This is a genomic window from Noviherbaspirillum suwonense (assembly GCF_900182955.1).
GTDB classification, from domain to species: Bacteria; Pseudomonadota; Gammaproteobacteria; order Burkholderiales; family Burkholderiaceae_D; genus Noviherbaspirillum_A; species Noviherbaspirillum_A suwonense.
The window spans coordinates 220581-247175 of record NZ_FXUL01000004.1; the positions used below are offsets into that span (position 1 = coordinate 220581).

The window sequence follows — 26595 nt, forward strand, 5'->3', positions numbered from 1 at the left end:
ATTGGAAATCCTGATGAATGCTGGTGTCTTGCATGCCTTTGCAGCGGCAGCGACATTCGGCGCAAGCACGCCATTCGCGAAGCTGCTGGTCGGCGAGATTGCGCCGGTTGCGCTGGCCGCGCTGCTGTACCTGGGCAGCGGCATCGGCCTGATGCTGTGGTTCGGCGTTCGCGCGCTTCGTGCGTCCCCGTCCGACGGCGGGACCGCCCGGCTGGAACGGAGCGACCTGCCGTGGCTGTTCGGCGCCATCCTGTTCGGCGGCATTGCCGGCCCGGTGCTGCTGATGCTGGGACTGAGCGTGACGCCGGCGTCGTCGGCGTCGCTGCTGCTGAACATGGAAGGCGTGCTGACCTCGCTGCTGGCCTGGTTCGTCTTCAAGGAAAATTTCGACCGCCGCATCTTCCTCGGCATGCTGCTGATCATCGCCGGCGGCCTGGTGCTGGCCTGGGAGCAGCGACCCGAGATCGGCATCCCGTGGGGCGCGCTGGCGATCGTCGGCGCCTGTCTCTGCTGGGGCATCGACAACAACCTGACCCGGAAGATTTCCGCCAGCGACGCGGTGCAGATCGCCGGCATCAAGGGACTGGCGGCCGGCGCCGTCAACCTCGGCATCGCACTGGCGATGGGCGTCGCGCTGCCCGGCATCGGCAAGGCGGCGCTGGCGGGGCTGGTCGGGTTCTGCGGCTATGGCATGAGCCTGGTCTTTTTCGTGCTGGCGCTGCAAAAGCTGGGAACGGCCCGCACCGGCGCCTATTTCTCGATTGCGCCGTTCGTCGGCGCCGCCGTGTCGCTGCTGATGCTGGGCGACACGCCGGGCGCCGGTTTCTGGACGGCGGGCGTGCTGATGGGCGCGGGAATCTGGCTGCACCTGACCGAGCGGCATGAGCATGTCCACCTGCACGAGCCGATGGCGCATGCGCATGAACACCGGCATGACGAGCATCACCAGCACCGGCACGATTTCGACTGGGACGGCGTCGAGCCGCATGTACATCCGCATCGTCATGAAGCCGCGCGGCACAGTCATCCTCACGTGCCAGACATCCATCACCGGCACAGCCATTGACGCGCCCGGCCGCGGGTTTTCATGCCGGCAGTCAACGAAACTTGCGGTTAAATTTCCCTCAGTCATTAAATGGCTGTCGGGAATTTTTACACCGTTTCCATCGTTGTTTGATTTATCTCAGCAAGCCGTTGATTAGTTTATAAAATATTTCTAGGCACAAATGTTGCTCTGACGGATTACTCTTAAATGTCTTTCCGTCAAGAATTTATGCTTAAAGGCATCTCCATCCTGCGTACGCGCCAGCCTGGAAAGCGACTTGTCGCTTCCGGCAATGCCGGCGTCGTCGCAGTCTGGATGATGGCCCTGATCTGCCTTCTTGCCGTCGTCTGGCAGTTCACGCGCATCTCGCTGGCCGAGGAAAAGGCAATGCGGGCCGAGCGTTCCCGCGAAAAGGCGGCGGTGCTGGCCCGCGCATATGCCCGGCAGCTGTCGCGTTCGCTGGACCAGATCGAGCAGGCGGCGCAGGGGCTGCAGTACGACTGGGAGGAATTGCACACGCCCGATCTGCTCGAACGTCGCCTGCGCCGCATCCTTCGCCCGTCCGCCGGCGTGCGCATTGCCGCGGTGGCCGACAGCAGCGGGCGGCTGCTGGCAGCCACCGGCCTGGTGGAACCAGACGTGTCCGGCACGCCGTTTTTCATCCATCACCAGCAGCGCGCCGGCAACGGCATCCTGATCAGCCGGAGCACGTCGGGCGTGCTGCCCGAGGCCAACCTGCTGATTTCCCGGCGGCTGGAGTCCGGCGACGGCGGTTTCGACGGCATCGTGATGTTTGCGGTCGACCCGGCGTCGCTGGCCGACTTCAGCGACGAAAGCGGGCTGGGCCACAACGACTTCCTGACCGTGCTGGACAGCGCCGGCGCGCCGCTGCTGACCCGCGTCGGCGCCGACCCCCGGCTGGCGTCCGGCCTGTTCCGGCAAGCCTATGTGGCGCCGGCCGACATCGGCGTGACCCGGGTCGAGTCGCGGGCGTTCACCGACGACGCCGCGCGCACCGTCGCATGGCAGCGCCTGCCGCAGTCCGGCCTGGTGGTGGTCGCCGGGATCGCCGAGCGGGACATGCTGCTGGCCTATCAGCATTTCGCGAACCAGCGCATTGCCGTCGCCGTCGCCGGCAGCCTGCTGCTGGCGCTCGCGGCCGCCATGGGCATGCGCATTGCGATGCGCCGCGCCGGCCGCGAACGCCGGCTGGCCGAGGTGCACAAGACCTACAGCATCGCGGTGGATGCCGCCAACGAAGGTTTCTATACCGTGCAGGCGCTTTATGACGCCGACGGCAACCTGTGCGACTTCCTGATCGAGTACTGCAACGAGCGCGGCGCGGAACTGGTCGGACGGGCCAAGCATGAACTGGTCGGAAAACGCTTCCTGGAACTGTATTCGGGCAGCCATGCGCAGCAGCTGCTGGCGGTGTTCAGCGCCGCGATGGAGTCCGGCTACCACGAGGACGAGATCCTGGCGTCGGCGCACGGGCCGCTCGGGGCGCGCTGGCTGTCGCGCCGCCTGGTGCGTTCCGGCGCCGGCCTGGCGATGACCGTGCGCGACATCTCCGAGCGGCGGGCCCAGGAACAGGCGCTCAGCCACATGGCCAACACCGACCCGCTGACCGGGCTGCCCAACCGGCACTGGCTGATGGCCTTCCTGCCGCCCGCGATCGAGGCGGCGAATGCCTGCAACGGCGGCATGGCGCTGCTGTTCGTCGATCTCGACGATTTCCGCCATATCAACGATTCCTTCGGCCACGGCGCCGGCGACGAACTGCTGCGGCAGGCGGCCGCGCGGCTGAAGTCGCTGGTGCGGGCCAGCGACCACGTGGTGCGCCTGGGCGGCGACGAATTCACGGTGGTGCTGCAGAAGGTGCAGGCGAGCGACGACGTCGCCCGCGTGTCGCGGCTGATCATCAGGGCGATGCAGGAGCCGTTCGATGTCAACGGACAGGGCCAGCACCTGGTCGAGGCGTCGGTCGGCATCTCGGTGTTTCCGCGCGACGGCGGCGACGCCGACACGCTGCTCAAGCATGCCGACCTGGCGCTGTACGCGGCCAAGGCGGAAGGCAAGGGCCGCTTTTCCTTCTACCAGCCGGGCCTGTCCGACAAGCTGATGAACCGCCTGGGCAAGGAGCAGGCGCTGCGGCGGGCGATTGCGCAGGACGAATTCATCATGGTCTACCAGCCGCGGGTCGAAACGATGGGCGGCGCGCTGTGCGGCATGGAGGCGCTGGTGCGCTGGATGCATCCCGAGCGCGGCCTGCTGCCGCCGGAGGAATTCATCCAGGTCGCCGAAGACACCGGGATGATCCGGGAAATCGGCTCCGCGGTGATCGAAAAGACGATCGCGCAGATCTCGGTCTGGCAGGACGCCGGCCTGCCGGTGGTGCCGGTGTCGATCAACGTGTCGGCGCTGCAGTTCGACGAAGGCCACCTGCGTCCGCTGCTGGTGGCCTGCATGCGCCGCTACCGGGTCAATGCCGACCTGATCGAGATCGAGATCACCGAGTCCAGCATGCTGGGCGGCGGCGACCTGGTCTCCGGCCAGCTGGCGGCGATACGCGAGCTCGGCATCAAGCTGCTGATCGACGACTTCGGCACCGGCTACTCGTCGCTGTCGCAACTGCAGCGGCTGGAAATGGACGTGCTGAAAATCGACCGCGCATTCACCTCCCAGCTGCGCAAGGAGTCCAGCGCCAACGTGCTGTTCAACGCGATCGTCGTGATGGCGCATGCGCTCGACATGCGGGTCGTCGCGGAAGGCGTGGAGACGCTGGAGCAGCTGCGCGCGCTGCAGCTGCTGGGCTGCGACGAGGTGCAGGGCTTCTACGTGTCGCGGCCGGTCGCCGCGTCCGAGATGCCGGCGCTGATGCAGCGCGAATGCCTGTTCCCGCCGCAGCGCGCCGGCCTGCGGCTGGTCTCCGGCGACTGAGGCCCGTGGCCCCGCAGCGGGCTTTTTCATGACACTGCCTGGCATTTCCTCTATAATCCGCCGACCGGAGAAGCCAGGAAACCCGCCATGAGCCGCCCAGCACGGGCCCTGAACAGCGCTCCGGCAGCCTTGGCCGCATGCTCCACTCCATCCACGACGATTGTTCCTCCGGCTAGCTGGTGTCGGAGAGCGGCAGCGAAGTTTCCCGAACAGGCGGCGCTTAGGCCGCCGACTTTAATCTCAGCAGTCTGCAACCAACTTGCCGTAGATGAATTGCACATGAATACCGTTGAGGCGAAAAAAGTCCTCGAAACCGCGCTGCTCTGCACGCAGGAACCCCTGTCGATGGCCGACCTGAAGAAGCTGTATGCCGACGACGACGGGAACGGCGCCGCGGGCGCCGACACCATCAAGCTGATGCTGGAGCAGCTGCGCGAGGACTGGCGGGGAAAAGGCATCGAGCTGGTGGCGCTGGCGTCGGGCTGGCGCTTCCAGAGCCGGCCGGAAATGAAGGTCTACCTCGAACGCCTGAACCCGGAAAAGCCGCCGCGCTACTCGCGGGCGACGCTGGAGACGCTGGCCATCATCGCGTACCGGCAGCCGGTGACGCGCGGCGACATCGAGGAGATACGCGGCGTGACGGTGAATTCGCAGACCATCAAGATGCTGGAAGACCGCGGCTGGATCGAGGCCATCGGCCATCGCGACGTGCCGGGCCGGCCGGCGCTGCTGGCGACGACCAGGCAGTTTCTCGACGACCTCGGCCTGTCCTCGCTGGAGCATTTGCCGCCGCTCCAGGCAGTAAGCAGTCCCGAACTGGCCAGCCGGCTTGCGACGGGCGGCACAGATAACGACATTCCATCCCCAGACCACGCGCCCGAACCGATCACAGACGCCGCGCCTGGTCAGCCAAACCAAGAACCGACCAATGACCTCGCCAATTCCTGAAGATTCCAAGCCCGCAGACGCGGCTGACGACACCGCTGCCGCGCCGGCCAGTTCCCGGGAGGGAAGCACGGCGGAGCGCAGCGCGCAGGCGCCGCGGCCCGTGCGGCGCACCCGCCCAGGCGAGGCAGCGGCCAAGCCGGCCAAGGGCCGCGGCGCGCAGGACAAGCGCGCGCAGCCGGGCGCGAGGGCCAAGCCCGGTGCGCCGCGCGGCGGCAAGCCTGGCGGCGACGATGCCGACGAGGTGTTCTCGTTCGTGACCTCCGACGCGTTCGACAGCGCGGCCGACGACGCCCGCGGCGCCCGCGCCGCCAAGCCGGTCCGGCGCGACCTGACCGCGGACGACGACGCGCCCAAGCTGCACAAGGTGCTGGCCGAAGCCGGACTCGGCTCGCGGCGCGACATGGAGGAATTGATCGTGGCCGGGCGGGTCTCGGTCAACGGCGAGCCGGCCCACATCGGCCAGCGCATCCTGCCGACCGACCAGGTCCGCATCAATGGCAAGCCGCTGCAGCGCCGCATCAGCAGGAAGCCGCCGCGGGTCCTGGTCTATCACAAGCCGGCCGGCGAGATCGTCAGCACCAGCGACCCCGACGGCAGGCCGTCGGTGTTCGACCGCCTGCCGACCATGAAGACCGGCAAGTGGCTGGCGGTCGGACGGCTGGACTTCAACACCGAGGGCCTGCTGCTGTTTACGACCTCCGGCGACATCGCCAACCGGCTGATGCACCCGCGCTATGGCATCGACCGCGAATACGCGGTGCGCACGCTGGGCGAACTGGAAGAGGGCATGAGGCAGAAACTGCTGGCCGGCGTCGAACTGGACGACGGCCTTGCCCAGTTCTCCAAGATCGCCGACGGCGGCGGCGAAGGCGTCAACAAGTGGTACCGGGTCACGATCGGCGAGGGCCGCAACCGCGAGGTGCGCCGGATGTTCGAGGCGATCGGCCTGACCGTGTCGCGCCTGATCCGCACGCGCTACGGCAGCATGACGCTGCCGCGCGGCCTCAAGCGCGGCCGCTGGGAAGAGATGGAAGAAAACGATGTGCGCGGCCTGATGACCATGATCGGCCTGGACAAGCCGGAGCGCGACAGCGCGCCGCGCGGCCGGACCGATGCGCAGCCGCGGACCGCGGGCGCAAACCCGTTCGACAAGCCGGCCTCGCAGCGCCGTTCGGGGCCGGGACCGGGAGCGGGACCGCGCTCGCGCCAGCCCGACCCGCTGCAGACCGCGCTCGGTTTTCCGGGCGCCGGCCAGCGCCGCAATGCCGGCCAGGGCCGCACGCCCGACCAGGGACCGGGACGCGGGCCGCGTCCCGGCGGCCCGGCAAGATTCACCCCCGGCGGCGCCCAGGGAACGCCGCGCCGCCGTCCTAAAGGTTAAGACTGCGGGTGGATGCTCGCCGCGGTGGCCGGATGGCGCACTGCGGTATTTTTCATTGCGGCGCAGTCCGCATTACCGTATAATTCGATAGTTAACGAAGGTCGCCGCAACAGGATTTAAACAGTTTAGGCGACCCGAAGCCTGAGCAGGCGCAGAAGTAGGGGCAGGCACGCAACAGCATGGTGGCAATCATTGAAGCACAGGTCAAGTTGGCTTGAACGATAAGAAAGATGGGCAGATGCCCATTTTTTTTTTGGCAAACGATTGTGCGCAGGTTGTCGCGGGCCACAGCAAAATTCGGAGAATCGCATTGCAATTGTTGCACTTAATTGAAAAGACCGTTGTCGGCATGGGTTATGACCTGGTCGATTTCGAGCAGGCCGGGCGCGGCCTGCTGCGGGTGTTCATCGACTTCACCGAGGAAGAGGCCGACCGCGGTTTCATCACCGTGGAAGACTGTGAAAAGGTGACGCACCAGCTGCTGCATGTGCTGACCGTGGAAAATGCGAATTACGAGCGGCTCGAAGTATCGTCGCCCGGACTGGACAGGCCGCTGAAGAAGCTGGCGGACTACCGCCGGTTTGCCGGGCAGGAAGCGGTGGTCAAGCTTCGCATGCCCATGGCGGCGGCGGCCAACCGCAAGAATTTCCAGGGCATCCTGCAGGAACCCGAAGAAGACCGGCTCAAGCTTGAATTTGAAGGAAAAGACGGCCCGGCGATGCTCGAGTTTACGCTCGCCGATGTGGACAAGGCACGACTGGTGCCGAAAGTGGATTTTAGGAGTCGCAAAGCATGAGTCGCGAGATTTTACTGTTGGTTGACGCGCTGGCGCGCGAAAAGAACGTGGACAAGGAGGTTGTCTTCGGAGCCCTGGAGCATGCGCTTGCGCAGGCGACCAAGAAACGCTACGAAGGCGATGTCGACATCCGCGTGGCCATCGACCGCGACACGGGCGAGTTCGAAACCTTCCGCCGCTGGCACGTGGTGCCGGACGAGGCAGGCCTGCAGCTGCCGGACCAGGAAATCCTGCTGTTCGAAGCCAAGGACCAGATCGGCGACATCGAGGTCGACGACTTCATCGAGGAGCCGATCGAGTCGGTCGACTTCGGTCGCCGCTTCGCGCAGGACACCAAGCAGGTCGTGCTGCAGCGCATCCGCGACGCCGAGCGCGAGCAGATCCTGGCCGACTTCCTCGAGCGCGGCGACGCGCTGGTCACCGGCACGATCAAGCGCATGGAACGCGGCGACGCGATCGTCGAGTCCGGCAAGATCGAGGCGCGGCTGCCGCGCGACCAGATGATCCCGAAGGAAAACCTGCGCATCGGCGACCGGGTCCGCGCTTATATACAGCGCATCGAGCGCAATGCCCGCGGCCCGCAGGTGATCCTGTCGCGCACCGCGCCGGAATTCATCATGAAGCTGTTCGAGCTGGAAGTGCCTGAAATCGAGCAGGGCCTGCTGGAAATCAAATCGGCGGCGCGCGACGCCGGCGTCCGCGCCAAGATCGCGGTGTTCACCAGCGACAAGCGGATCGACCCGATCGGCACCTGCGTCGGCATGCGCGGTTCGCGCGTGCAGGCCGTGACCGGTGAACTGGGCGGCGAGCGGGTAGACATCGTGCTCTGGTCCGACGATCCGGCGCAGTTCGTGATCGGCGCGCTGGCCCCGGCCAATGTCTCGTCAATCATGGTCGACGAGGAGAAGCATGCGATGGACGTGGTGGTGGACGAGGAAAACCTGGCCATCGCCATCGGCCGCGGCGGCCAGAACGTGCGCCTCGCGGCGGAGCTGACCGGCTGGCAGATCAACATCATGACCGCCGAGGAATCGGCCGACAAGTCCGCGCAGGAAACCGCCGCGGTGCGCCTGCTGTTCATGGAAAAGCTGGACGTCGACCAGGAAGTCGCCGACATCCTGGCCAACGAGGGGTTTTCCAGCCTGGAGGAGATCGCCTACGTGCCGATCACCGAGATGCTGGAAATCGAATCCTTCGACGAGGACACCGTCAACGAGCTGCGCAACCGGGCGCGCGACGCGCTGGTGACCGAGGCGATCGCGTCGGAAGAAGGCCTGGAAGGCATGGAAGAGGCGATGGTCAATTTCGAGGGCATGGACCGTGTCACCGCGGGCAAGCTGGGACTGGCCGGCGTGAAGACGATGGACCAGTTTTCCAGCCTTGCTTACGACGAATTTGGCGCAATACTGGCACTGCCCGCGGACCGTGCGCGCCAGCTGATAGACAATGCATTTGAAGATGTGACCGATGAGGAGATGAAGCTGATCGACTTGAAGTACGACGATCGCGCCAAGGCCCTGCAGGCCAAGGCGTGGAGCCTGGCAGCTGTCAAGTAAGCCGGTTTCCACATCATCCACCGCGTCACATAGAAAAGAGGACTGAATGGCGAGTAACAACGTAGCCCAATTTGCCACCGAGCTGAAGATGCCGGCTGACCTGCTGTTGACACAGCTGCGCGCAGCCGGGGTCGAAAAGAGCTCGACCGACGACCAGCTGTCCAAGGAAGACAAGGACAAGCTTCTTGGTCATCTGCGGCGCGCGCATGGTGTGGCACCCGACAGCGAAAAGAAGAAGATCACCCTGACCCGCAAGGAAACCACCGAGATCAAGCAGGCCGACGCCACGGGCAAGTCGCGCACGATCCAGGTTGAAGTCCGCAAGAAGCGCACCTTTGTGCAGCGCATGGATACGCCGCCGGAACCGGCGCCGGTCCAGCAGGCCGCACCCGTCGTGGACGAGGCTGAAATCGCCCGCCGCGAGGAAGAGGCGCGCCGTCAGGCCGAGCAGGCCGCACGGCAGCAGGCCGAGCTGAAGGAGCGCCAGGAACGCCTGGCCGCGCTGGAAGCCGAGCGCCAGCTGCAGGAAGAAGCCGAGGCACGCGCCGCGCAGAAGGCAGCCAGCGAAAAGGCGGCTGCCGAAGCCAATGCCCGCAAGGCAGCCGCGCAGGCGCCGGTCCAGGCAGCGGCAGCGGCGGCAGCGCCCGTCGCCGCCCCGAAAGTGGACCCGGCCGTCGAGGAAGCCAAGCGCGCCGCCGCCGAGGAAGCCGCGAAGAAGCGCGAGCAGGACGCGAAGGAAGCGGCCGAGCGCGCCGCGGCCGTCGACCGCGCACGCAAGGCGGTCGCCGACGAGGTCGCGCAGATCAAGGCGATGATGAATGCGCCGCGCCGCGTGATCAAGGCCCCGGAACCGGCGCCCGCGCCGGCCCCGGTGGCGAAGGCCAAGCCGGAAGGCACGCTGCACAAGCCGACCGACAAGAAGCCCGACGCCAAGAAGGATGACAAGAAGCCCGCGGTCACGCCGGACAAGAAGTCGATCAAGTCGGCCAATGTCTCGTCGACCTGGCAGGATGACGCCAAGAAACGCGGCGGTCCCGGCATCAAGACCCGCGGCAACACGGGCGGCGGTGGCCGTGACGGCTGGCGCGCCGGCCCGCGCGGCGGACGCCGCGGCGGCCATAGCGACGATCGGGAAAGCAATTTCCAGGCGCCGACCGAGGCAGTGGTCAAGGACATCAGCGTGCCGGAAACCATTACCGTGGCCGAACTGGCGCACAAGATGGCGGTCAAGGCTTCCGAGGTCATCAAGCACCTGATGAAACTGGGCCAGATGGTCACCATCAACCAGGTGCTGGACCAGGAAACGGCGATGATTCTCGTCGAGGAAATGGGCCACACCGCGCATGCGGCGAAACTGGACGATCCGGAAGCGCTGCTGCAGGACGGCGACGAGCATGCGGACGCCGAGCAGGTGGCGCGCGCGCCGGTCGTGACCGTCATGGGCCACGTCGACCACGGCAAGACCTCGCTGCTGGACTACATCCGGCGCGCCAAGGTGGCGTCCGGCGAGGCCGGCGGCATCACGCAGCACATCGGCGCCTACCACGTGCAGACGCCGCGCGGCATGATCACCTTCCTCGACACCCCGGGCCACGAGGCGTTCACCGCCATGCGTGCCCGCGGCGCCAAGGCGACCGACATCGTCATCCTGGTGGTGGCGGCGGACGACGGCGTGATGCCGCAGACCAAGGAAGCGATTGCCCATGCGAAGGCTGCGGGCGTGCCGCTGGTGGTGGCGATCAACAAGATCGACAAGCCGGGCGGCAACCTCGACCGCGTTCGCCAGGAACTGATTGCCGAGCAGGTCGTGCCCGAAGAGTACGGCGGCGATTCGCCGTTCGTGCCGGTGTCGGCCAAGACTGGCGAAGGCGTCGACGCGCTGCTGGAGCAGGTGCTGTTGCAGGCCGAGGTGCTGGAGCTGACGGCGTCGATCGACTCGCCTGCACGCGGCCTGGTGATCGAAGCCAAGCTCGACAAGGGCCGCGGTCCGGTCGCGACCATCCTGGTGCAGTCCGGCACCCTGCGCCGCGGCGACGTGGTGCTGGCGGGTTCGGCTTATGGCCGCGTCCGTGCAATGCTGGATGAAAACGGGAAATCGATCAGCGAAGCGGGTCCATCGCTTCCGGTCGAGATCCAGGGCCTGACCGAGGTGCCGAATGCCGGCGAGGAAGTCATGGTCATGTCCGACGAGCGCAAGGCGCGCGAAATCGGCCTGTTCCGCCAGGGCAAGTTCCGCGACGTAAAGCTGGCCAAGCAGCAGGCAGCGAAGCTGGAAAACATGTTCGAGCAGATGGCCGAAGGCGAAGTCAAGTCGCTGCCGATGATCATCAAGACCGACGTGCAGGGTTCGCAGGAAGCGCTGGTGCAGTCGCTGCAGAAGCTCTCCACCAGCGAAGTCCGTGTCCAGGTCGTGCATGCGGGCGTTGGCGGCATCACCGAGTCGGACGTCAACCTGGCGGTCGCCTCGAAAGCGGTCATCATCGGCTTCAACACCCGGGCTGACGCCCAGGCGCGCAAGCTGGCGGAATCCAACGGCGTCGACATCCGTTACTACAACATCATTTACGATGCGGTGGACGAGATCAAGGCGGCAATGTCGGGCATGCTGGCGCCGGAGAAGCGCGAGAGCAATATCGGCCTGGTCGAAATCCGCCAGGTCATCATGGTCAGCAAGGTCGGCGCGATTGCCGGTTGCTACGTGCTCGAAGGCGTGGCCCGTCGCGGTGCATCGGCAAGGCTGCTGCGCAACAACGTGGTGGTCTGGACCGGCGAGCTCGATTCGCTCAAGCGCTTCAAGGACGACGTCAAGGAAGTCAAGTCCGGCTTCGAATGCGGCCTGACGCTGAAGAACTTCAACGACATCCAGGAAGGCGACCAGCTCGAGCTGTTCGAAGTCCAGGAGGTGGCGCGCACGCTGTAAGGCGGCAACCCGTCAAACCGGTCGGGATTCAGCGGTGTACGATGTACATCGCCGGATCCCGATTTTTTTGGCTGGAACGCGCCAGCATGCGCCGCCGTCGGCCGGGAATCAGCGGAAAAGGCGGCGAAGCGCTTGCCGGACCGTCCACTCCGCAAGACGCCCGCGCCAGAAGGCCTGCCCCTGTTTTTGCGGGCACGCCATCCACTCATCAAACACCACACTCCATCATCATGGCCAAACACAGCAAAACCATGCCGGCCCGCGGATTGCGCGTGGCCGACCAGATCCAGCGCGACCTGGCGGAAATCATCGCCTATGAACTCAAGGACCCCCGGGTCGGCATGATCACGCTGACCGAAGTCCAGCTCACCCCGGACTATGCGCATGCCAAGGTGTTCTTCACCACCCTGGCCGACGACCCGGAAACCGTGCGCAACACAGTGCAGGGCTTGTCCAAGGCCGCCGGCTTCATCCGGCTGCAGCTGGGCAAGCGCGTGACCATCCATACCTTGCCGGAACTGCATTTCGTGCACGACCAGTCGACCGCGCGCGGTTCGGCGCTGTCCAAACTGATAGACGAAGCCAACGCCACCCGCGCGCTGGATGCGGATGAAGGCTGACGCACGGCCGAAGCGCGTGCGCGTGCCGGTCCACGGCGTGCTGCTGCTCGACAAGCCGGCCGGCCTGTCGAGCAATGACGCGCTGATCAAGGCCAAGCGCCTGCTCAATGCGGAAAAGGCCGGCCATACCGGCACGCTGGACCCGTTCGCCACCGGCCTGCTGCCGCTGTGCTTCGGCGAGGCGACCAAGTTTGCGCAGGACCTGTTGGACGCCGACAAGACCTATGAGACCACGGTCCATCTCGGCGTCACGACCAGCACCGGCGACACCGAGGGCGAGGTCATCGACAACCGGCCGGTCGACGTCAGCCCGGAGCAGATCGAGGCGGCGCTGGCCGCTTTCCGCGGTCCGATCGACCAGGTGCCGCCGATGCATTCGGCGCTCAAGCGGGACGGCCGGCCGCTGTACGAATATGCGCGGGCCGGCATCACGCTGGAACGCGAGGCGCGGCGGGTCACCATTCATGCGCTGACGCTGCTGGGCTGGGAGCCGCCATTCCTGCGGCTGGCGGTCACCTGCAGCAAGGGCACGTACATCCGCGTGCTGGGCGAGGATATCGGCGCGGCCCTGGGCTGCGGCGCGCACCTGAACGCGCTGCGCCGCACCGCGGTCGGCAACCTGTCGATCGCGCAGGCGGTCACGCTGGAGCAGCTGGCCGGGCTGCCCGAGCCGGATCGCGCGGCCAGCCTGGCGCCGGTCGATGCGCTGCTGTCGAGTTTCCCCCAGCTGATGCTGGACGACGAGCTGTCCCGCCGCTTCCTGCACGGGCAGCGGCTGGCGCTGGCCGGCATGGAGGGATTGCCGCAGGCGGGCAGGGTGCGAGTGTATCGCCAGAGCGACAGCCGGCTGCTCGGCACCGCGCAGCTGATGGACTACGGCGTGCTCGCGCCGGAACGCCTGGTCAAGTCATAGCCTGCCGCAGCGCAGACGGCGGGCGCCGCGGGCTGCGCCCGGCGGCGAGTCATTTGCGCTTTGTTGAATCCGGCTCCCGGGCCGCGGCACATCGCCGGTTCCGGGCATGCCGGTTTGCCGTTGTTATCGGCCCACTGTTGCCAACCCGTTGAAATAAAGGGATTTTTCGGAGATTCGTGCGTCGCAGCATGATACAATGCGCGTCTTCCGTTATTCCGCCCCACACGCAGACAAGAGATCATGTCAAATATCAAACGCGCAATTCGCAACATCGCCATCATCGCCCACGTCGATCACGGCAAAACCACGCTGGTCGACCAGCTGCTTCGCCAGTCCGGCACGTTCCGCGATAACCAGCATGTCGATGCGCGCGTGATGGACTCCAACGACCTCGAAAAGGAACGCGGCATCACCATCCTGTCGAAGAACTGCGCGGTCGAATACGAAGGCACCCATATCAATATCGTCGACACCCCGGGCCACGCCGACTTCGGCGGCGAGGTCGAGCGCGTGCTGTCGATGGTCGACAGCGTGCTGCTGCTGGTGGACGCGGTCGAAGGCCCGATGCCGCAGACCCGCTTCGTGACGCGCAAGGCGCTGGCGCTGGGCCTGAAGCCCATCGTCGTGGTCAACAAGATCGACCGTCCGGGCGCACGTCCTGACTGGGTCATCAACGCGACCTTCGAACTGTTCGACAAGCTGGGCGCCACGGAAGAACAACTCGATTTCCCGGTCGTCTTCGCCTCGGCGCTGAACGGCTATGCGTCGCTCGACGCCGAAGTCCGCGAAGGCACCATGAAGCCGCTGTTCGACGCCGTGCTGCAACACGTTCCGGCCCGCGAGGACGACGTCGACGGCCCGTTGCAACTGCAGATCTCCTCGCTGGATTATTCCTCCTACGTCGGCAAGATCGGTATCGGCCGCATCACCCGCGGCCGCGTCCGCGCGCTGCAGGACGTCATCATCATGGACGGCCCTGAAGGCACGCCGGTGAAGGCGCGTATCAACCAGGTACTGAATTTCAAGGGCCTCGAGCGCGTGATCGTGGACGAGGCGGTTGCCGGCGACATCGTGCTGATCAACGGCATCGAGGACCTCGGCATCGGCACCACGGTATGCGCGCCGGAACGTCCGGACGCGCTGCCGATGCTGAAGGTCGACGAGCCGACGCTGACCATGAACTTCATGGTCAACAGCTCGCCGCTGGCCGGCCGCGAAGGCAAGTTCGTCACCAGCCGCCAGCTGCGCGACCGCCTGGAACGTGAACTGAAGGCCAACGTCGCGCTGCGCGTGATGCCGACCGACGACGACACCACGTTCGAAGTGTCGGGCCGCGGTGAACTGCACCTGACCATCCTGATCGAAAACATGCGCCGCGAAGGCTACGAGCTGGCGGTGTCCCGTCCGCGCGTGGTGTTCAAGATGGTCGATGGCGTGCGCCACGAGCCGTTCGAGCTGCTGTCGGTCGACGTCGAGGAAAACCACCAGGGCGGCGTGATGGAAGAACTGGGCCGCCGCCGCGGCGACCTGCAGGACATGCAGCCGGACGGCAAGGGCCGCGTGCGCCTCGAGTACCGCATCCCGGCCCGTGGCCTGATCGGTTTCCAGGGCGAGTTCATGACCCTGACCCGCGGCACCGGCCTGATGAGCCATATTTTCGACGACTACGCGCCTGTCGATAACACCAAGGGCGAGATGGCCGGCCGTCGCAACGGCGTGCTGATCTCGCAGGATGACGGCGCAGCCGTTGCCTACGCACTGTGGAAGCTGCAGGACCGCGGCCGCATGTTCGTCGTCCACAACGACCCGGTGTACGAGGGCATGATCATCGGCATTCACTCCCGTGACAATGACCTGGTCGTCAACCCGATCAAGGGCAAGCAGCTGACCAACGTGCGTTCGTCCGGCACCGACGAAGCGGTGCGCCTGGTGCCGCCGATCCAGATGTCGCTCGAATACGCTGTCGAATTCATCGACGACGACGAACTGGTCGAAGTCACGCCGAAGAGCATTCGCCTGCGCAAGCGCTACCTGAAAGAGCACGAGCGCAAGAAGGCGTCGCGCGAAGCCGCATAAGCAACAGCGGACCGCAGATCCACCCGCGCAAGCAGTCGCCCCTGGCGGCGGCCTGCGCGGGTTTTTTATTGGGCGCGGCTTCCGCATCGGGAGTGGCCCCGGTCTTGCAGCAACGTCCCGGCGCTTCACGCCAGTGCATGGCGTTGCCTGAGAACCTGTGGAGGCGCTCGCCCCAGCCGGTCTGCCGGTTTTGGCCCGAAACGCAAAAAATGCGCGCTTTCCTTCCCAGCCCGACCCGCTGCCGGCGTGCCCGAAGCCGCTGGCTGCCGCCTGCCCGACACTGGGCGTTCCCGAATAGTTGTCACTCCTGCCACGTCCTCCCGGCGTTCGACCTTCCTCTCCTGAATTAGCCCGAAAAACCCTGCCTGTTTCCGGCATGGACCCCTAAAGAGTGCGTATAAGCTGTCGATAACTTTACAGAAGGCAATTTTGTGTAAAGCACTTTCTGAAAAGGTCAAATCCATGCACGCCACCGTCTCGCCCAGCACTGTCTCCTCCCACAACAACGCCCACTCCGCTTCCCACGTCAGCCACGCCGACATCGGCTCCGGCAACGAATACTTGGCCTTCAAGCTGGGCGAAGAGGAATACGGCATCGACATCCTGAAGGTGCAGGAAATTCGCGGCTATGAAAACGTCACGCGGATCGCAAACGCGCCGGAGTTCATCAAGGGCGTGATCAACCTGCGCGGCATCATCGTGCCCATCGTCGACATGCGCATCAAGTTCAATCTGGGTGAGCCGAGCTACGACCAGTTCACCGTCGTGATCATCCTGTCGATCGCAGGGCGGGTAATGGGCATGGTGGTCGACAGCGTTTCCGACGTGACCACGCTGCAGCCCGACCAGATCCGCCCGGCGCCGCAGATGGGTTCGGCGCTCAACACCGACTACCTGGTCGGCCTCGGCACGGTTGAAGAGCGGATGCTGATCCTGCTCGACATCGAGCGGCTGATGTCGTCCGCCGAAATGGGCTTGCTGCAGCAAGCCTGAACCAGGAAAGCCCGAGGACAGTAATGACTATCCGTAACCTGAAAGTACGCACGAGGCTGGCCCTGGGTTTCGGCGCCATGATCGTGGTCGTCTCCGGCGTGGCTTCGGTCGGGCTGTTGAAGATGACGCAGATCGAGCACCGGCTGGAAAACATCGTCGGCATCAATAACGTTGCGACAGCGCAGGTCATGGCAATGCGCGGCACGGTGTTGGACCGGATGATCGCGTTGCGCAATCTGGCCCTGCTTTCCGATCCGGCCGATGTCAAGCAGGAGGCCGACCGCATCACGGCGCAGGCGCGCAAGTACGGCGAAGCAGAGGCGCGACTCGGCGGCCTGTTCAAGTCCAACGTCGAGACGACGCCGGAAGAAAAGGCAGGATTGGAGCGGATTCGCGAGTTCAGCCAGGCGGCAGCGCCCATCATCGAACGCGCGGCGAAGGCCGGCTCGAATAATGACGCCGACACGGCGAAGAAAATCCTGATCGGCGATCTTCGCCAGGTCCAGCGCAAATGGGTGGAAAGCCTCAACGACCTGGCCGCGGTCGAGGAAAAGCTGGCCGCGCAGGCAACCGCGGAAGCGGCCCAGAGCTATGCCCAGGCACGCAACCTGATGCTGGCCATCAGCGCGCTGGCGCTGCTGATCGCAGCGGCGGCAGGCATGCTGATCGCTCGTTCGCTGACCCGCCAGCTCGGCGGCGAGCCGGACGAGGCGGCCAGCGTCGCGTCGCGCATTGCGGCCGGCGACCTCGCCACGGCGATCCCGCTGCGCGAGGGCGACCGCAGCAGCATGATGTTCGCCATGAAAACCATGCGCGACGACCTTGCTGGCATCGTCACCCAGGTCCGCTCGGGCACCGACACGATTGCCACTGCTTCCGGCCAGATCGCATCCGGCAACCTGGACCTGTCCTCGCGCACCGAGGAGCAGGCGTCGTCGCTGGAAGAGACCGCGTCGTCGATGGAAGAGCTGACTTCGACCGTCAAGCAGAATGCCGACAATGCGCGCCAGGCAAGGCAGCTTGCGGCAACGGCGTCGAGCGTCGCTTCCGAAGGCGGCAGCGTCGTGGCGCAAGTGGTCGAGACCATGGGCGCAATCGACGCGTCGTCGCGCAAGATCGTCGACATCATTTCGGTCATCGACGGCATCGCTTTCCAGACCAACATCCTGGCGCTGAATGCCGCGGTGGAAGCGGCGAGGGCCGGCGAGCAGGGCCGCGGCTTCGCGGTGGTGGCGAGCGAGGTGCGCAGCCTGGCGCAGAAGAGCGCCGCCGCGGCGCGCGAGATCAAGGGCCTGATCGGCGACTCGGTGGACAAGGTCGAGGCCGGCGGGCGGCTTGTGGCGCAGGCCGGCGCGACGATGCAGGACGTCGTCACCAGCGTGCAGCGGGTCAGCGACATCATGGCCGAGATCAGCGCGGCCAGCACCGAACAGAGTGCTGGCATCGAGCAGGTGAACCAGGCCATCGCGCAGATGGACCAGGTCACGCAGCAGAACGCGGCGCTGGTGGAAGAGGCTGCCGCTGCGGCCGGCTCGATGCAGGACCAGGCAGCGAGCCTGTCGCGGGTGGTCGGCATCTTCCGGCTGGCCGACAACGGCGTGCAGCAGCCGGTTGTCCCGGCAAGGTCGGCGGGACCGGCCGGCGCGATCGAGCCGGCGGGCCTGCGCCCGGCGACGCTTCCGGGTGCAGGTCGCCTGCCGGCGGCAGCAGGGCGCAGCATGGCGCGGCCAGCAGCGCCGTTGCCATCGTCCGCCGGCGCCGACGGGGATTGGGAAACGTTCTAAACTGCGCGCCGGCCGACTGCCGGCCGCATGTCCACGGAAGACCTAACACATGCCAGTAGCAACCATGCAGGACGAAGTCGAAGACATCTTTCTCGGAAGGCAGCCCATCGTCGACCGGGCGCAGCAGCTTCACGGTTTCGAGCTCCTGTTCCGCAACAGCCGGGCCAATCATGCAGCGGTCTCGGACGACCGGGCAGCGACGTCGACCGTCATCGTCCATACCCTCAGCGAGTTCGGCATCGACAGCGTGCTGGGCGGTTTTTCCGGTTTCATCAACTGCGACGCCAGCTTCCTGATGAGCGACGCCATCGCGCTGCTGCCGCCGGAAAAGGTGGTGCTGGAACTGCTCGAATCGACCGTCAGCGACGCCGAGATCCAGCGCCGCTGCCTGCAGCTGAAGTCGCTCGGCTTCCGGCTGGCGCTCGACGACTTCCAGGGCGCGACCGACTATAACCGCGGCCTGCTGCCGATGATGGACATCATCAAGGTCGACATCAACGGCCTGTCCGCGGCCCAGCTCGACCTGCTGTCGCGCGACGTCCGCACGCTCAACGCGATCCGCCTCGCCGAAAAGGTGGAAACCGCCGAGCAGTTCCGGCACTGCTTCGAGCTTGGCTACCACCTGTTCCAGGGCTATCACTTTTCACGGCCGGAAATGGTCAGCGGCCGCCGGCTGTCGCCTTCCCACATGGCCTTGCTGCGGCTGCTGACGATGCTGCAGCAGGATGCAGACATCCGCCAGATCGAGGACGTGTTCAAGCACAATCCCGCATTGGCGGTCAACCTGCTGCGCCTGGCCAATTCCGCGGCGATGGGACAGCGCCAGCCCCTGCGCTCGGTGGCGAATGCGATCGTCGTGCTGGGGCGGCGCCAGCTGCAGCGCTGGCTGCTGCTGCTGATGCTGGCCACCGCCGACCAGGGCCAGGCCGCGCGGCCTGCGCTGCTGCACATGGCCGCCACCCGCGGCAAGTTGATGGAGCTGCTGATGCTGCAGGACCATCCGACGCACGCCGACAGCGCCTTCGTGGCCGGCATCGTGTCGGTGATGGACGCGCTGCTGGGCCAGCCGATGCAGCAGGTGGTCGACGCGCTGGGCCTGGCCGACGACATGCGCGCCGCGCTGCTGCAGCGCAGCGGCCCGATCGGCCGGACGCTGGGGCTGGTCGAGGCGCTGGAAGGCGACGACGACCGGGCCGTGCTGGCCTATCTCGACGAGGACGAGCGGCGGGCGGCGAAAAAGCTCAACCATAGCCAGGGCCTGGCGCTGGCATGGGCAAACCAGGTATTGCAGGCCGCATGATGCGCGAAGCCACCGCAGGTAGCGCCACCGCCGCGAAGATCCGCGTGCTGGTGGTGGACGACTCGGCGCTGATCCGCAGCGTGCTGCGCGAGATCATCGGCAGCCAGCCCGACATGGAAGTGGTCGGCGTCGCGCCGGACCCGATCGTGGCCCGCGAGATGATACGGCGGCTCGATCCGGACGTGCTGACGCTGGACGTCGAGATGCCGCGCATGGACGGCCTGGATTTCCTTGAAAAACTGATGCGGCTGAGGCCGATGCCGGTCGTCATGGTGTCGACCCTGACCGAGCGCGGCTCGGAAATCACGATGCGTGCGCTGGAGCTGGGCGCGGTCGACTTCGTGACCAAGCCGAAGATATCCATCCAGCACGGCATGCAGGACTATGCCGACACGATCGCCGACAAGATCAGGACGGCTGCGCGGGCGCGGATCCGGCGCGCCGCGCCCGCGGCGGCGACTGCTGCGCCGGCGCTGCTGCAGTCGCTGGGCAACCCGCTCGCCAGCAGCGAAAAGCTGATCATCATCGGCGCCTCCACCGGCGGCACCGAGGCGATCCGGGAATTCCTGGTGCAGATGCCGCCGGACTGTCCCGGCATCATGATCGTGCAGCACATGCCCGAGGGATTCACGCGCTCGTTCGCGCAGCGGCTCGACGGCCTCTGCCGCATCTCGGTGGCCGAGGCGGCCCACGGCGAGCGGGTGCTGCCGGGCCATGCCTACCTCGCGCCCGGGCATTCGCACCTGCTGCTGGCGCGCAGCGGCGCCAATTACGTGACCGCGCTGGACCAGGGGCCGCCGGTCAACCGCCACCGGCCCTCGGTCGACGTGCTGTTCCGTTCGGCCGCGCTGCACGCGGGCAAGAACGCGGTGGGCGTCATCCTGACCGGCATGGGCCGGGACGGCGCGGCCGGCATGCTGGCGATGCGGGAGGCGGGCGCGTGGAATGTCGCGCAGGACGAAGCAAGCTGCGTGGTGTTCGGCATGCCGCGCGAAGCCATCGCGGCAGGCGCCACGCACGAGACCGCGCCGCTGAAGGAATTGCCGGGCATGGTGCTCGGCCACCTGGCGCGGCACGGCGGCCGGTCGCTGCGGGTGTAGAAGGATTGATGTAACGCGCCGGCGGATGTCTTGCCGGTCTAAAGTTTCACCGTGACGTGCCGATATGCAGATGTCGGTTTAAAGAGTTAATGGAGCAATGATGGCTGATCCCAAAATGAAGTTTCTGGTGGTGGACGATTTCTCGACGATGCGCCGCATCGTGCGCAACCTGCTGAAGGAACTGGGCTATAGCAATGTCGACGAGGCCGAAGACGGCGCGATGGCGCTGACCAAGCTGAAGAACGAGCAGTTCGACTTCGTCATCTCGGACTGGAACATGCCGGTGATGAACGGCCTCGACATGCTCAAGAGCATCCGCGCCGACGCCGCGCTGGCCAAGCTGCCGGTGCTGATGGTGACGGCGGAGGCGAAGAAGGAAAACATCATCGCCGCCGCCCAGGCCGGCGCCAACGGCTACGTGGTCAAGCCGTTCACGGCCGCGACCCTGGATGAGAAGCTGGCGAAGATTTTCGAGAAACTCGAAAAAGTCGGAGCCTGAGATGGACGCCGCGCGCCCGGTCGTGACGGCTGATGCGGCAGCGGACGACCCGTCGCCGACGCAGGAAGCCCTGCTGGCGCGGGTCGGACAGATGACGCGCAGCCTGCACGACAGCCTGCGCGGCCTGGACTTCGACAAGCTCGCCGCCCGCGCCGCGCATGACATCCCCGATGCGCGCGACCGGCTCGACTACGTTGCCCGGATGACCGAGCAGGCGGCGCAGAAGGTGCTCAACGCGACCGAGGCGGCCAGCCCGCTGCAGGAGCGGATCGGCGGCGGCGCCAGGTCGCTGGCGCAGCAGTGGCGCCAGGAGCTCGAGGGCCATGGCGCAGCGACGCCGCTGGCCGGGGCGACGCTGGCCTACCTGGAGCAGACGGCCGGCGACAGCGACCTGACGCGGCAGCAGCTGATGGACATCATGATGGCCCAGGACTTCCAGGACCTGACGGGCCAGGTGATCCGCAAGGTCACCGAGCTTGCGCACGGACTGGAGCAGCAGCTGGTGCAGCTGCTGGTCGACTATGCGCCGGGCGACCTGAAGCGCGAGGCGCAGGGCGGCCTGCTCAACGGCCCGCAGATCAATCCGGGCGCCAGCCCGGACGTCGTGGCCGACCAGACCCAGGTCGACGACCTGCTCGAAAGCCTCGGCTTCTGACCGGGCCGCGTTTTCCAATCCCACGATCCCACTCCCGCCAGCCAAACACATGTCCCACTCCGGTTTCCTGGTTCGCACCGCCTTGCTCGACCCGTCCCGCAAGGTGGTCGCGCATGAAGTCGACTGGCAGCGGGCCGGCGCCGCGCCGGCCGATGCGCTGCTGCCGCTGCTGAACGCGGCGCTGCATGACGAAGAGAAGGGCTGGCTGATGGCCGACGGCCACCTGGTCGTGCCGCTGGCGCCGTCCGCGCTGGCTGCGCTGGCGGACACGCCGCTGCCGCCGAGGGGCATGACGATCGCCGTCGGCGCCGACACGCTCGATGGCGCGGACGGCGCGGCGCTGGCCGACGACCTGCGCCGCCGCGGCTACGGCCTCGCGCTGCGCGACGCCGACGGGCAGACGATCAACCCGGCGCTGTTCGCGCACGCGACCCAGCTGCAGCTCGATGGCGCGACGCCGGAATTGCCGGTGCGGCTCAAGCGGGTGATCCAGCAGCGCCGCGCTGGCGCCCGGATCGCGCTCTGCAATATCGGCGAGTGGGCGCATTACGAAACCTGCGCGAAGGCAGGGCTGGACGTCTACACGCAGAAGCTGCTGCGGGCGGCTGCCCCGGCGCAGGCCGCGCGCGGGCTCAATCCGGCGCAGGCGGTGATCCTGCAGCTGATGGACCTGGTCACGCGCAATGCCGACATCCGCGACATCGAGGCGGTGCTCAAGCGCGATCCGGCCATTTCCTACAAGCTGTTCCGCTATATCAATTCGGTGGGTTTCGGCCTCGGCTCGGAAATCCACTCGATTCGCCATGCAGTGACCATGCTGGGCTACAGCACGCTGTACCGCTGGCTGGCGCTGCTGCTGGCCACGGCCAGCGCCAGCGATTATGCCGCGCCGCTGATGAAGACCGCGATCATCCGCGGCCGCTTCGCCGAACTGCTGGGCGTGACGCTGCTGCCGAAAAACGAGGCGGAAAACCTGTTCGTCGCCGGCATGTTCTCGGTGCTCGACCGGCTGCTCGGCCAGCCTATGGAAGAGGTGCTGACCCAGATCCCGCTGTCGGAGGCGCTGTGCGAGGCGCTGCTGTCGCGCACCGGCATCTACGGACCGTTCCTGGCGCTGGCGGAGAGCTGCGAGCAGGCCGACGGCGCCAGCGCCGCGCTGGCCGATGCGCTGTTCCTGAGCGCCGACCAGGTCAACCGCGCGCATCTTGCCGCGCTGGCCTGGGCGCAGAACCTGAAGCTGTAGCCGCCGTTCCCGGTCCGGGAAGCCGAATCCTCGCCGCCTGGCCGCACGTCCCGGTCCCAACACCCGAACAGCGCCTGTTTCGCCGCGCTTTTCCGCGCACGGCCACGCCACGCCGGCATCGATAATCGCTGCTGGCTTCCCACGTCCGCGCCGCAGCGCCGGCGTGCAGGGAGCGGGAGCGCCGCATGGCCGAAGACAGCGAACTGGAAAAAACCGAACCAGCCTCACAGAAACGCCTGGACGATGCGCGCGAACAGGGCAACGTGCCGCGTTCGCGCGAACTCGCGACCTGCAGCGTGCTGCTGGCCGCCGGCTGCGCGTTGTGGATGCTGGGCGAGAAACTGATCGCGCAGCTCGGCAGCCTGCTCAGCAACAGCCTGGTGTTCGAGCGCGAGCAGGCCTACGACATGAACCTGCTGGTCACGCGCGCGGCGTCGCTGCTGGTCGACGTGCTGCTGGCATTCGCGCCGGTGGCCGGCGTGCTGATGCTGGTGGCGATCGGCGCGCCGCTGCTGATCGGCGGCTGGAACTTCAGCACCAAGGCCTTCATGCCCAGCTTCGACAAGCTCAATCCGCTGACCGGCCTGACCCGCATGGTGTCGACGCATTCGCTGGTGGAGCTGGGCAAGGCGCTGGGCAAGACCGTGCTGGTCGGCTACGTTGCGTGGATCGTGGTGCGCGGCAAGCAGGAAGCGGTGATGGCGCTGGCGCTGGAGCCGCTGAACGTCGGCAGCGCGCATCTCGGGCACCTGCTGCTGCAATGCTTCATGCTGATCGTGTTCTCGCTGGTCGCCATTGCCGCGGTCGACGTGCCTTACCAGCTATGGCAGCACGCCAGCAAGCTGAAGATGACACGCGAGGAGCAGCGGCAGGAAGCCAAGGAATCCGAGGGCAACCCGGAGATCAAGGCCAAGATCCGGGCGACCCAGCGCGAGATGGCGCGCCGCCGGATGATGGCGGAGATCCCGACCGCCGACGTGGTCGTCACCAACCCGACCCACTATGCGGTGGCGCTGAAGTACACCGAGGGCAAGATGGGCGCGCCGCGCGTGATCGCCAAGGGCGCCGACGAAGTGGCCGCGAAGATTCGCGAACTGGCGGCCGAGCACAATGTGCCGCTGCTGGAAGCGCCGCCGCTGGCCCGCGCGCTGTTCCGCCATGCCGAGCTGGGCGACGAGATACCGGAGGCGCTGTACACCGCGGTGGCGGAAGTGCTCGCCTATGTGTTCCAGCTGAAGGCGCATGCCAGCCAGGGCGGGCTGCGGCCGACCGCGCCGACGGCGCTGGAAGTGCCGCCGGGGATGGACCCGCACAATGAGCAGGGCGAGCAGGGATAGCAGGATAGGGCGCCTGGCGCCTGCCGGTTGCGCGCTGCCTGCCGGGCACCGCAGTTTCGAACATGCCGCGCCCGGACGTGCGCTGGACGAGACCAGTTGGCCACCGGCCATGCGCTATCGATGCATTGTTGATAACGCCGGGCGTCCCGACGGCGACGGCCAGGCGTTTCCCGGGCCCGCTGTCTTGGAAAAAGCCCGCATTTCCCCTGCTGTTCCTCTCATGCAACTTCTCCTGCCTGCCCAATAATGCTCTCCTAGCACCAGCCGATGCGCCGTCCGGGCGCCGGCCCGTACCCCAGGAGCGGATTTGACAACTATCTCAACATCGACATCGACAGGCGCCGTGCAATGAACGGGATGACGCTTCCGGCCTGGCTGCGCGGCGCCAATACCAAGGCGCTGGCCGCGCCGATCATCATCATCATGATGCTGGCGATGATGGTGCTGCCGCTGCCGGCCATGGCGCTGGACATGTTCTTCAGCTTTAACATCGCGCTGTCGGTCATCATCCTGCTGACCAGCCTGTACACCATCAAGCCGCTGGACTTCATGGCCTTCCCGGCGGTGCTGCTGGTGTCGACCATGCTGCGGCTGTCGCTCAACGTCGCCTCCACCCGCGTCGTGCTGACCGAAGGCCACACCGGCCCGGACGCGGCCGGCAAGGTGGTCGAGGCCTTCGGCCACTTCCTGATCGGCGGCAACTACACGGTCGGCATCGTGGTGTTCGTCATCCTCACTATCATCAACTTCACCGTCGTCACCAAGGGCGCGGGCCGCATTGCCGAAGTCGGCGCGCGCTTCGCGCTGGACGCGATGCCGGGCAAGCAGATGGCGATCGATGCCGACCTGAACGCCGGCCTGATCGCCGAGGCCGAAGCCCGCCGCCGCCGCACCGAAGTGGCGCAGGAAGCCGAGTTCTACGGCGCGATGGACGGTGCGTCCAAGTACGTGCGCGGCGACGCCGTCGCCGGCATCATGGTCACCCTGATCAACGTGGTCGGCGGCCTGGTGGTGGGCATGGTCCAGCATGACATGGCCTTCGATGCGGCGATCAAGAACTACACGCTGCTGGCGATCGGCGACGGCCTGGTCGCGCAGCTGCCTTCGCTGATCATCTCCACCGCGGCCGGCGTCATCGTCTCGCGGGTGGCGAGCGAGCAGGACATCGGCAGCCAGCTGGTGAACCAGCTCTTCGCCAAGCCGCAGGTGCTGTATATCACTGCCGGCATCCTGGGCGGCATGGGCATCATTCCCGGCATGCCGCACGTGCCCTTCCTGTTCCTCGCCGGCCTGATGGGCGGCGGCGCCTACCTGATCAAGAAGCGCGCGGACCAAGCCGCGACGGCCGCCCCGGTGGAAGCGCCGCCGGCGCTGCCCGCGCCGGAAAACGAGGAAGCGACCTGGCAGGACATCGTGCCGGTCGACACGCTGGGCCTGGAAGTGGGCTACCGTCTCATCCCGCTGGTCGACAAGTCGCAGGGCGGCGAGCTGCTCAAGCGCATCAAGGGCATACGCAAGAAGTTCGCGCAGGAAGTCGGTTTCCTGTCTCCGCCAGTGCATATCCGCGACAACCTGGAACTCAAGCCTTCCGGTTACCGCATTGCGCTGAAAGGCGTGGAGATCGGCGCCGGCGAAGCGCATTCCGGCCAGTTCCTGGCGATCAATCCCGGCATGGTGACCGGCACGCTGCCCGGCGCCATCACCAGCGACCCGGCGTTCGGCCTGCCGGCCACCTGGATCGACGCCAGCCTGCGCGACGAAGCCCAGGCCATGGGCTACACCGTGGTCGACGCCGGCACCGTGGTCGCCACGCACCTGAACCACCTGATCACGCTGCACGCGGCCGAGCTGCTGGGCCGCGGCGAACTGCAGCAGCTGATCGACCACCTGAACAAGGAATCGCCGAAGCTGATGGAAGACCTGGTGCCCAAGCTGCTGCCGCTGTCGACGCTGCAGAAGGTGCTGCAGAACCTGCTTGCCGAGGGCATCCATATCCGCGACATGCGCACGATCGTCGAGACCCTGGCCGAGAACGCCAGCCATTTCCAGGACGCCGGCGACCTGACCGCACTGGTGCGCATTGCCCTGGGCCGGGCCATCGTGCAGCAGCTGTTCCCGAACGGCGGCGAACTGACGGTGATGGCGCTGGACAACCGGCTCGAACGCCTGCTGATGCAGGCGATGCAGACCAGCGGCCCGGACGGCGCCGGCATCGAGCCGGGCCTGGCCGACACGCTGGTGATGCAGACCGCCGAGGCGGTCCAGCGCCAGGAGCAGATGGGCGTGACGCCGGTGCTGCTGGTGCCGGGCCAGCTGCGCCCGGTGCTGTCGCGCTTCCTGCGCCGCAGCCTGCCGCAGCTGAAGCTGCTGTCGCATGCGGAGATACCGGACTCGAAGACCATCAAGGTGACGGCGCTGGTGGGCGGGCAGGGCTGAGCTGCCGCGGCGTAGAGATTGTGGGTGTGCGCCGGTTGAAACGGCAGATCGGT

At 66.5% G+C, this 26595-nt stretch carries 19 protein-coding genes; all 19 read left to right on the plus strand.

What is annotated here, in order from left to right:
• Nucleotides 1–13: 13 nt before the first annotated feature.
• The 19 genes from QOL82_RS08340 to flhA all read left to right on the plus strand — a co-directional run bounded on the left by QOL82_RS08340 (nt 14) and on the right by flhA (nt 26542).
• A complete protein-coding gene (locus QOL82_RS08340) occupies nt 14–1066 on the plus strand; it encodes a DMT family transporter (RefSeq protein WP_283441787.1) in 1053 nt (350 codons plus the stop codon).
• 207 nt (nt 1067–1273) lie between these two features.
• A complete protein-coding gene (locus tag QOL82_RS08345) occupies nt 1274–3985 on the plus strand; it encodes a bifunctional diguanylate cyclase/phosphodiesterase (protein ID WP_283441788.1) in 2712 nt (903 codons plus the stop codon).
• Between the two features lie 279 nt (nt 3986–4264).
• Nucleotides 4265–4933 (plus strand): SMC-Scp complex subunit ScpB, encoded by a 669-nt coding sequence (gene scpB, locus QOL82_RS08350; protein WP_283441789.1) that lies wholly within the window; start codon nt 4265–4267, stop codon nt 4931–4933.
• On the plus strand, nt 4914–6314 hold the full coding sequence (gene rluB / locus QOL82_RS08355) for a 23S rRNA pseudouridine(2605) synthase RluB (RefSeq protein ID WP_283441790.1): 1401 nt from the start codon (nt 4914–4916) through the stop codon (nt 6312–6314). Before scpB ends, rluB begins: the two co-directional genes overlap by 20 nt.
• A gap of 310 nt (nt 6315–6624) precedes the next feature.
• Nucleotides 6625–7110, plus strand: coding sequence for a ribosome maturation factor RimP (gene rimP, locus QOL82_RS08360; protein ID WP_283441877.1), 486 nt, complete (start codon nt 6625–6627; stop codon nt 7108–7110).
• Nucleotides 7107–8666, plus strand: a complete 1560-nt coding sequence (gene nusA, locus QOL82_RS08365) for a transcription termination factor NusA (RefSeq protein ID WP_283441791.1) — start codon at nt 7107–7109, stop codon at nt 8664–8666. The genes rimP and nusA overlap by 4 nt, the downstream gene beginning before the upstream one ends.
• 46 nt (nt 8667–8712) lie before the next feature.
• Complete coding sequence (gene infB / locus QOL82_RS08370) at nt 8713–11586, plus strand: translation initiation factor IF-2 (protein WP_283441792.1); 2874 nt, start codon at nt 8713–8715, stop codon at nt 11584–11586.
• A 230-nt stretch (nt 11587–11816) separates the two neighbouring features.
• Nucleotides 11817–12206, plus strand: a complete 390-nt coding sequence (rbfA, locus tag QOL82_RS08375; RefSeq protein ID WP_283441793.1) for a 30S ribosome-binding factor RbfA — start codon at nt 11817–11819, stop codon at nt 12204–12206.
• Nucleotides 12196–13119, plus strand: coding sequence for a tRNA pseudouridine(55) synthase TruB (gene truB / locus QOL82_RS08380; protein ID WP_283441794.1), 924 nt, complete (start codon nt 12196–12198; stop codon nt 13117–13119). Before rbfA ends, truB begins: the two co-directional genes overlap by 11 nt.
• Before the next feature lie 240 nt (nt 13120–13359).
• The gene (gene typA, locus QOL82_RS08385) at nt 13360–15195 is read left to right on the plus strand and encodes a translational GTPase TypA (protein WP_283441795.1); all 1836 of its coding nucleotides are present in this window, start codon (nt 13360–13362) and stop codon (nt 15193–15195) included.
• A 462-nt stretch (nt 15196–15657) separates the two neighbouring features.
• A complete protein-coding gene (locus QOL82_RS08390; protein WP_283441796.1) occupies nt 15658–16188 on the plus strand; it encodes a chemotaxis protein CheW in 531 nt (176 codons plus the stop codon).
• 23 nt (nt 16189–16211) lie between these two features.
• Nucleotides 16212–17972 carry a methyl-accepting chemotaxis protein gene (locus QOL82_RS08395; RefSeq protein WP_283441797.1) on the plus strand — a complete coding sequence of 587 codons (1761 nt, stop codon included), beginning with the start codon at nt 16212–16214 and terminating at the stop codon, nt 17970–17972.
• Between the two features lie 49 nt (nt 17973–18021).
• Entirely contained in the window at nt 18022–19272 is a 1251-nt protein-coding gene (locus tag QOL82_RS08400) for an EAL and HDOD domain-containing protein (protein WP_283441798.1), read from the plus strand.
• Nucleotides 19272–20372 carry a protein-glutamate methylesterase/protein-glutamine glutaminase gene (locus tag QOL82_RS08405; protein WP_283441878.1) on the plus strand — a complete coding sequence of 367 codons (1101 nt, stop codon included), beginning with the start codon at nt 19272–19274 and terminating at the stop codon, nt 20370–20372. Before QOL82_RS08400 ends, QOL82_RS08405 begins: the two co-directional genes overlap by 1 nt.
• Before the next feature lie 100 nt (nt 20373–20472).
• On the plus strand, nt 20473–20871 hold the full coding sequence (cheY, locus tag QOL82_RS08410; RefSeq protein WP_283441799.1) for a chemotaxis response regulator CheY: 399 nt from the start codon (nt 20473–20475) through the stop codon (nt 20869–20871).
• 1 nt (nt 20872) lies between these two features.
• Nucleotides 20873–21526, plus strand: a complete 654-nt coding sequence (cheZ, locus tag QOL82_RS08415; RefSeq protein WP_283441800.1) for a protein phosphatase CheZ — start codon at nt 20873–20875, stop codon at nt 21524–21526.
• Nucleotides 21527–21575: 49 nt separating this feature from the next.
• A complete protein-coding gene (locus QOL82_RS08420; RefSeq protein WP_283441801.1) occupies nt 21576–22769 on the plus strand; it encodes an EAL and HDOD domain-containing protein in 1194 nt (397 codons plus the stop codon).
• A gap of 185 nt (nt 22770–22954) precedes the next feature.
• Nucleotides 22955–24106: a flagellar biosynthesis protein FlhB gene (gene flhB / locus QOL82_RS08425; RefSeq protein ID WP_283441802.1), complete on the plus strand. Its 1152-nt coding sequence runs from the start codon at nt 22955–22957 to the stop codon at nt 24104–24106.
• Nucleotides 24107–24454: 348 nt separating this feature from the next.
• Nucleotides 24455–26542, plus strand: coding sequence for a flagellar biosynthesis protein FlhA (flhA, locus tag QOL82_RS08430; protein ID WP_283441803.1), 2088 nt, complete (start codon nt 24455–24457; stop codon nt 26540–26542).
• Nucleotides 26543–26595: the final 53 nt, after the last annotated feature.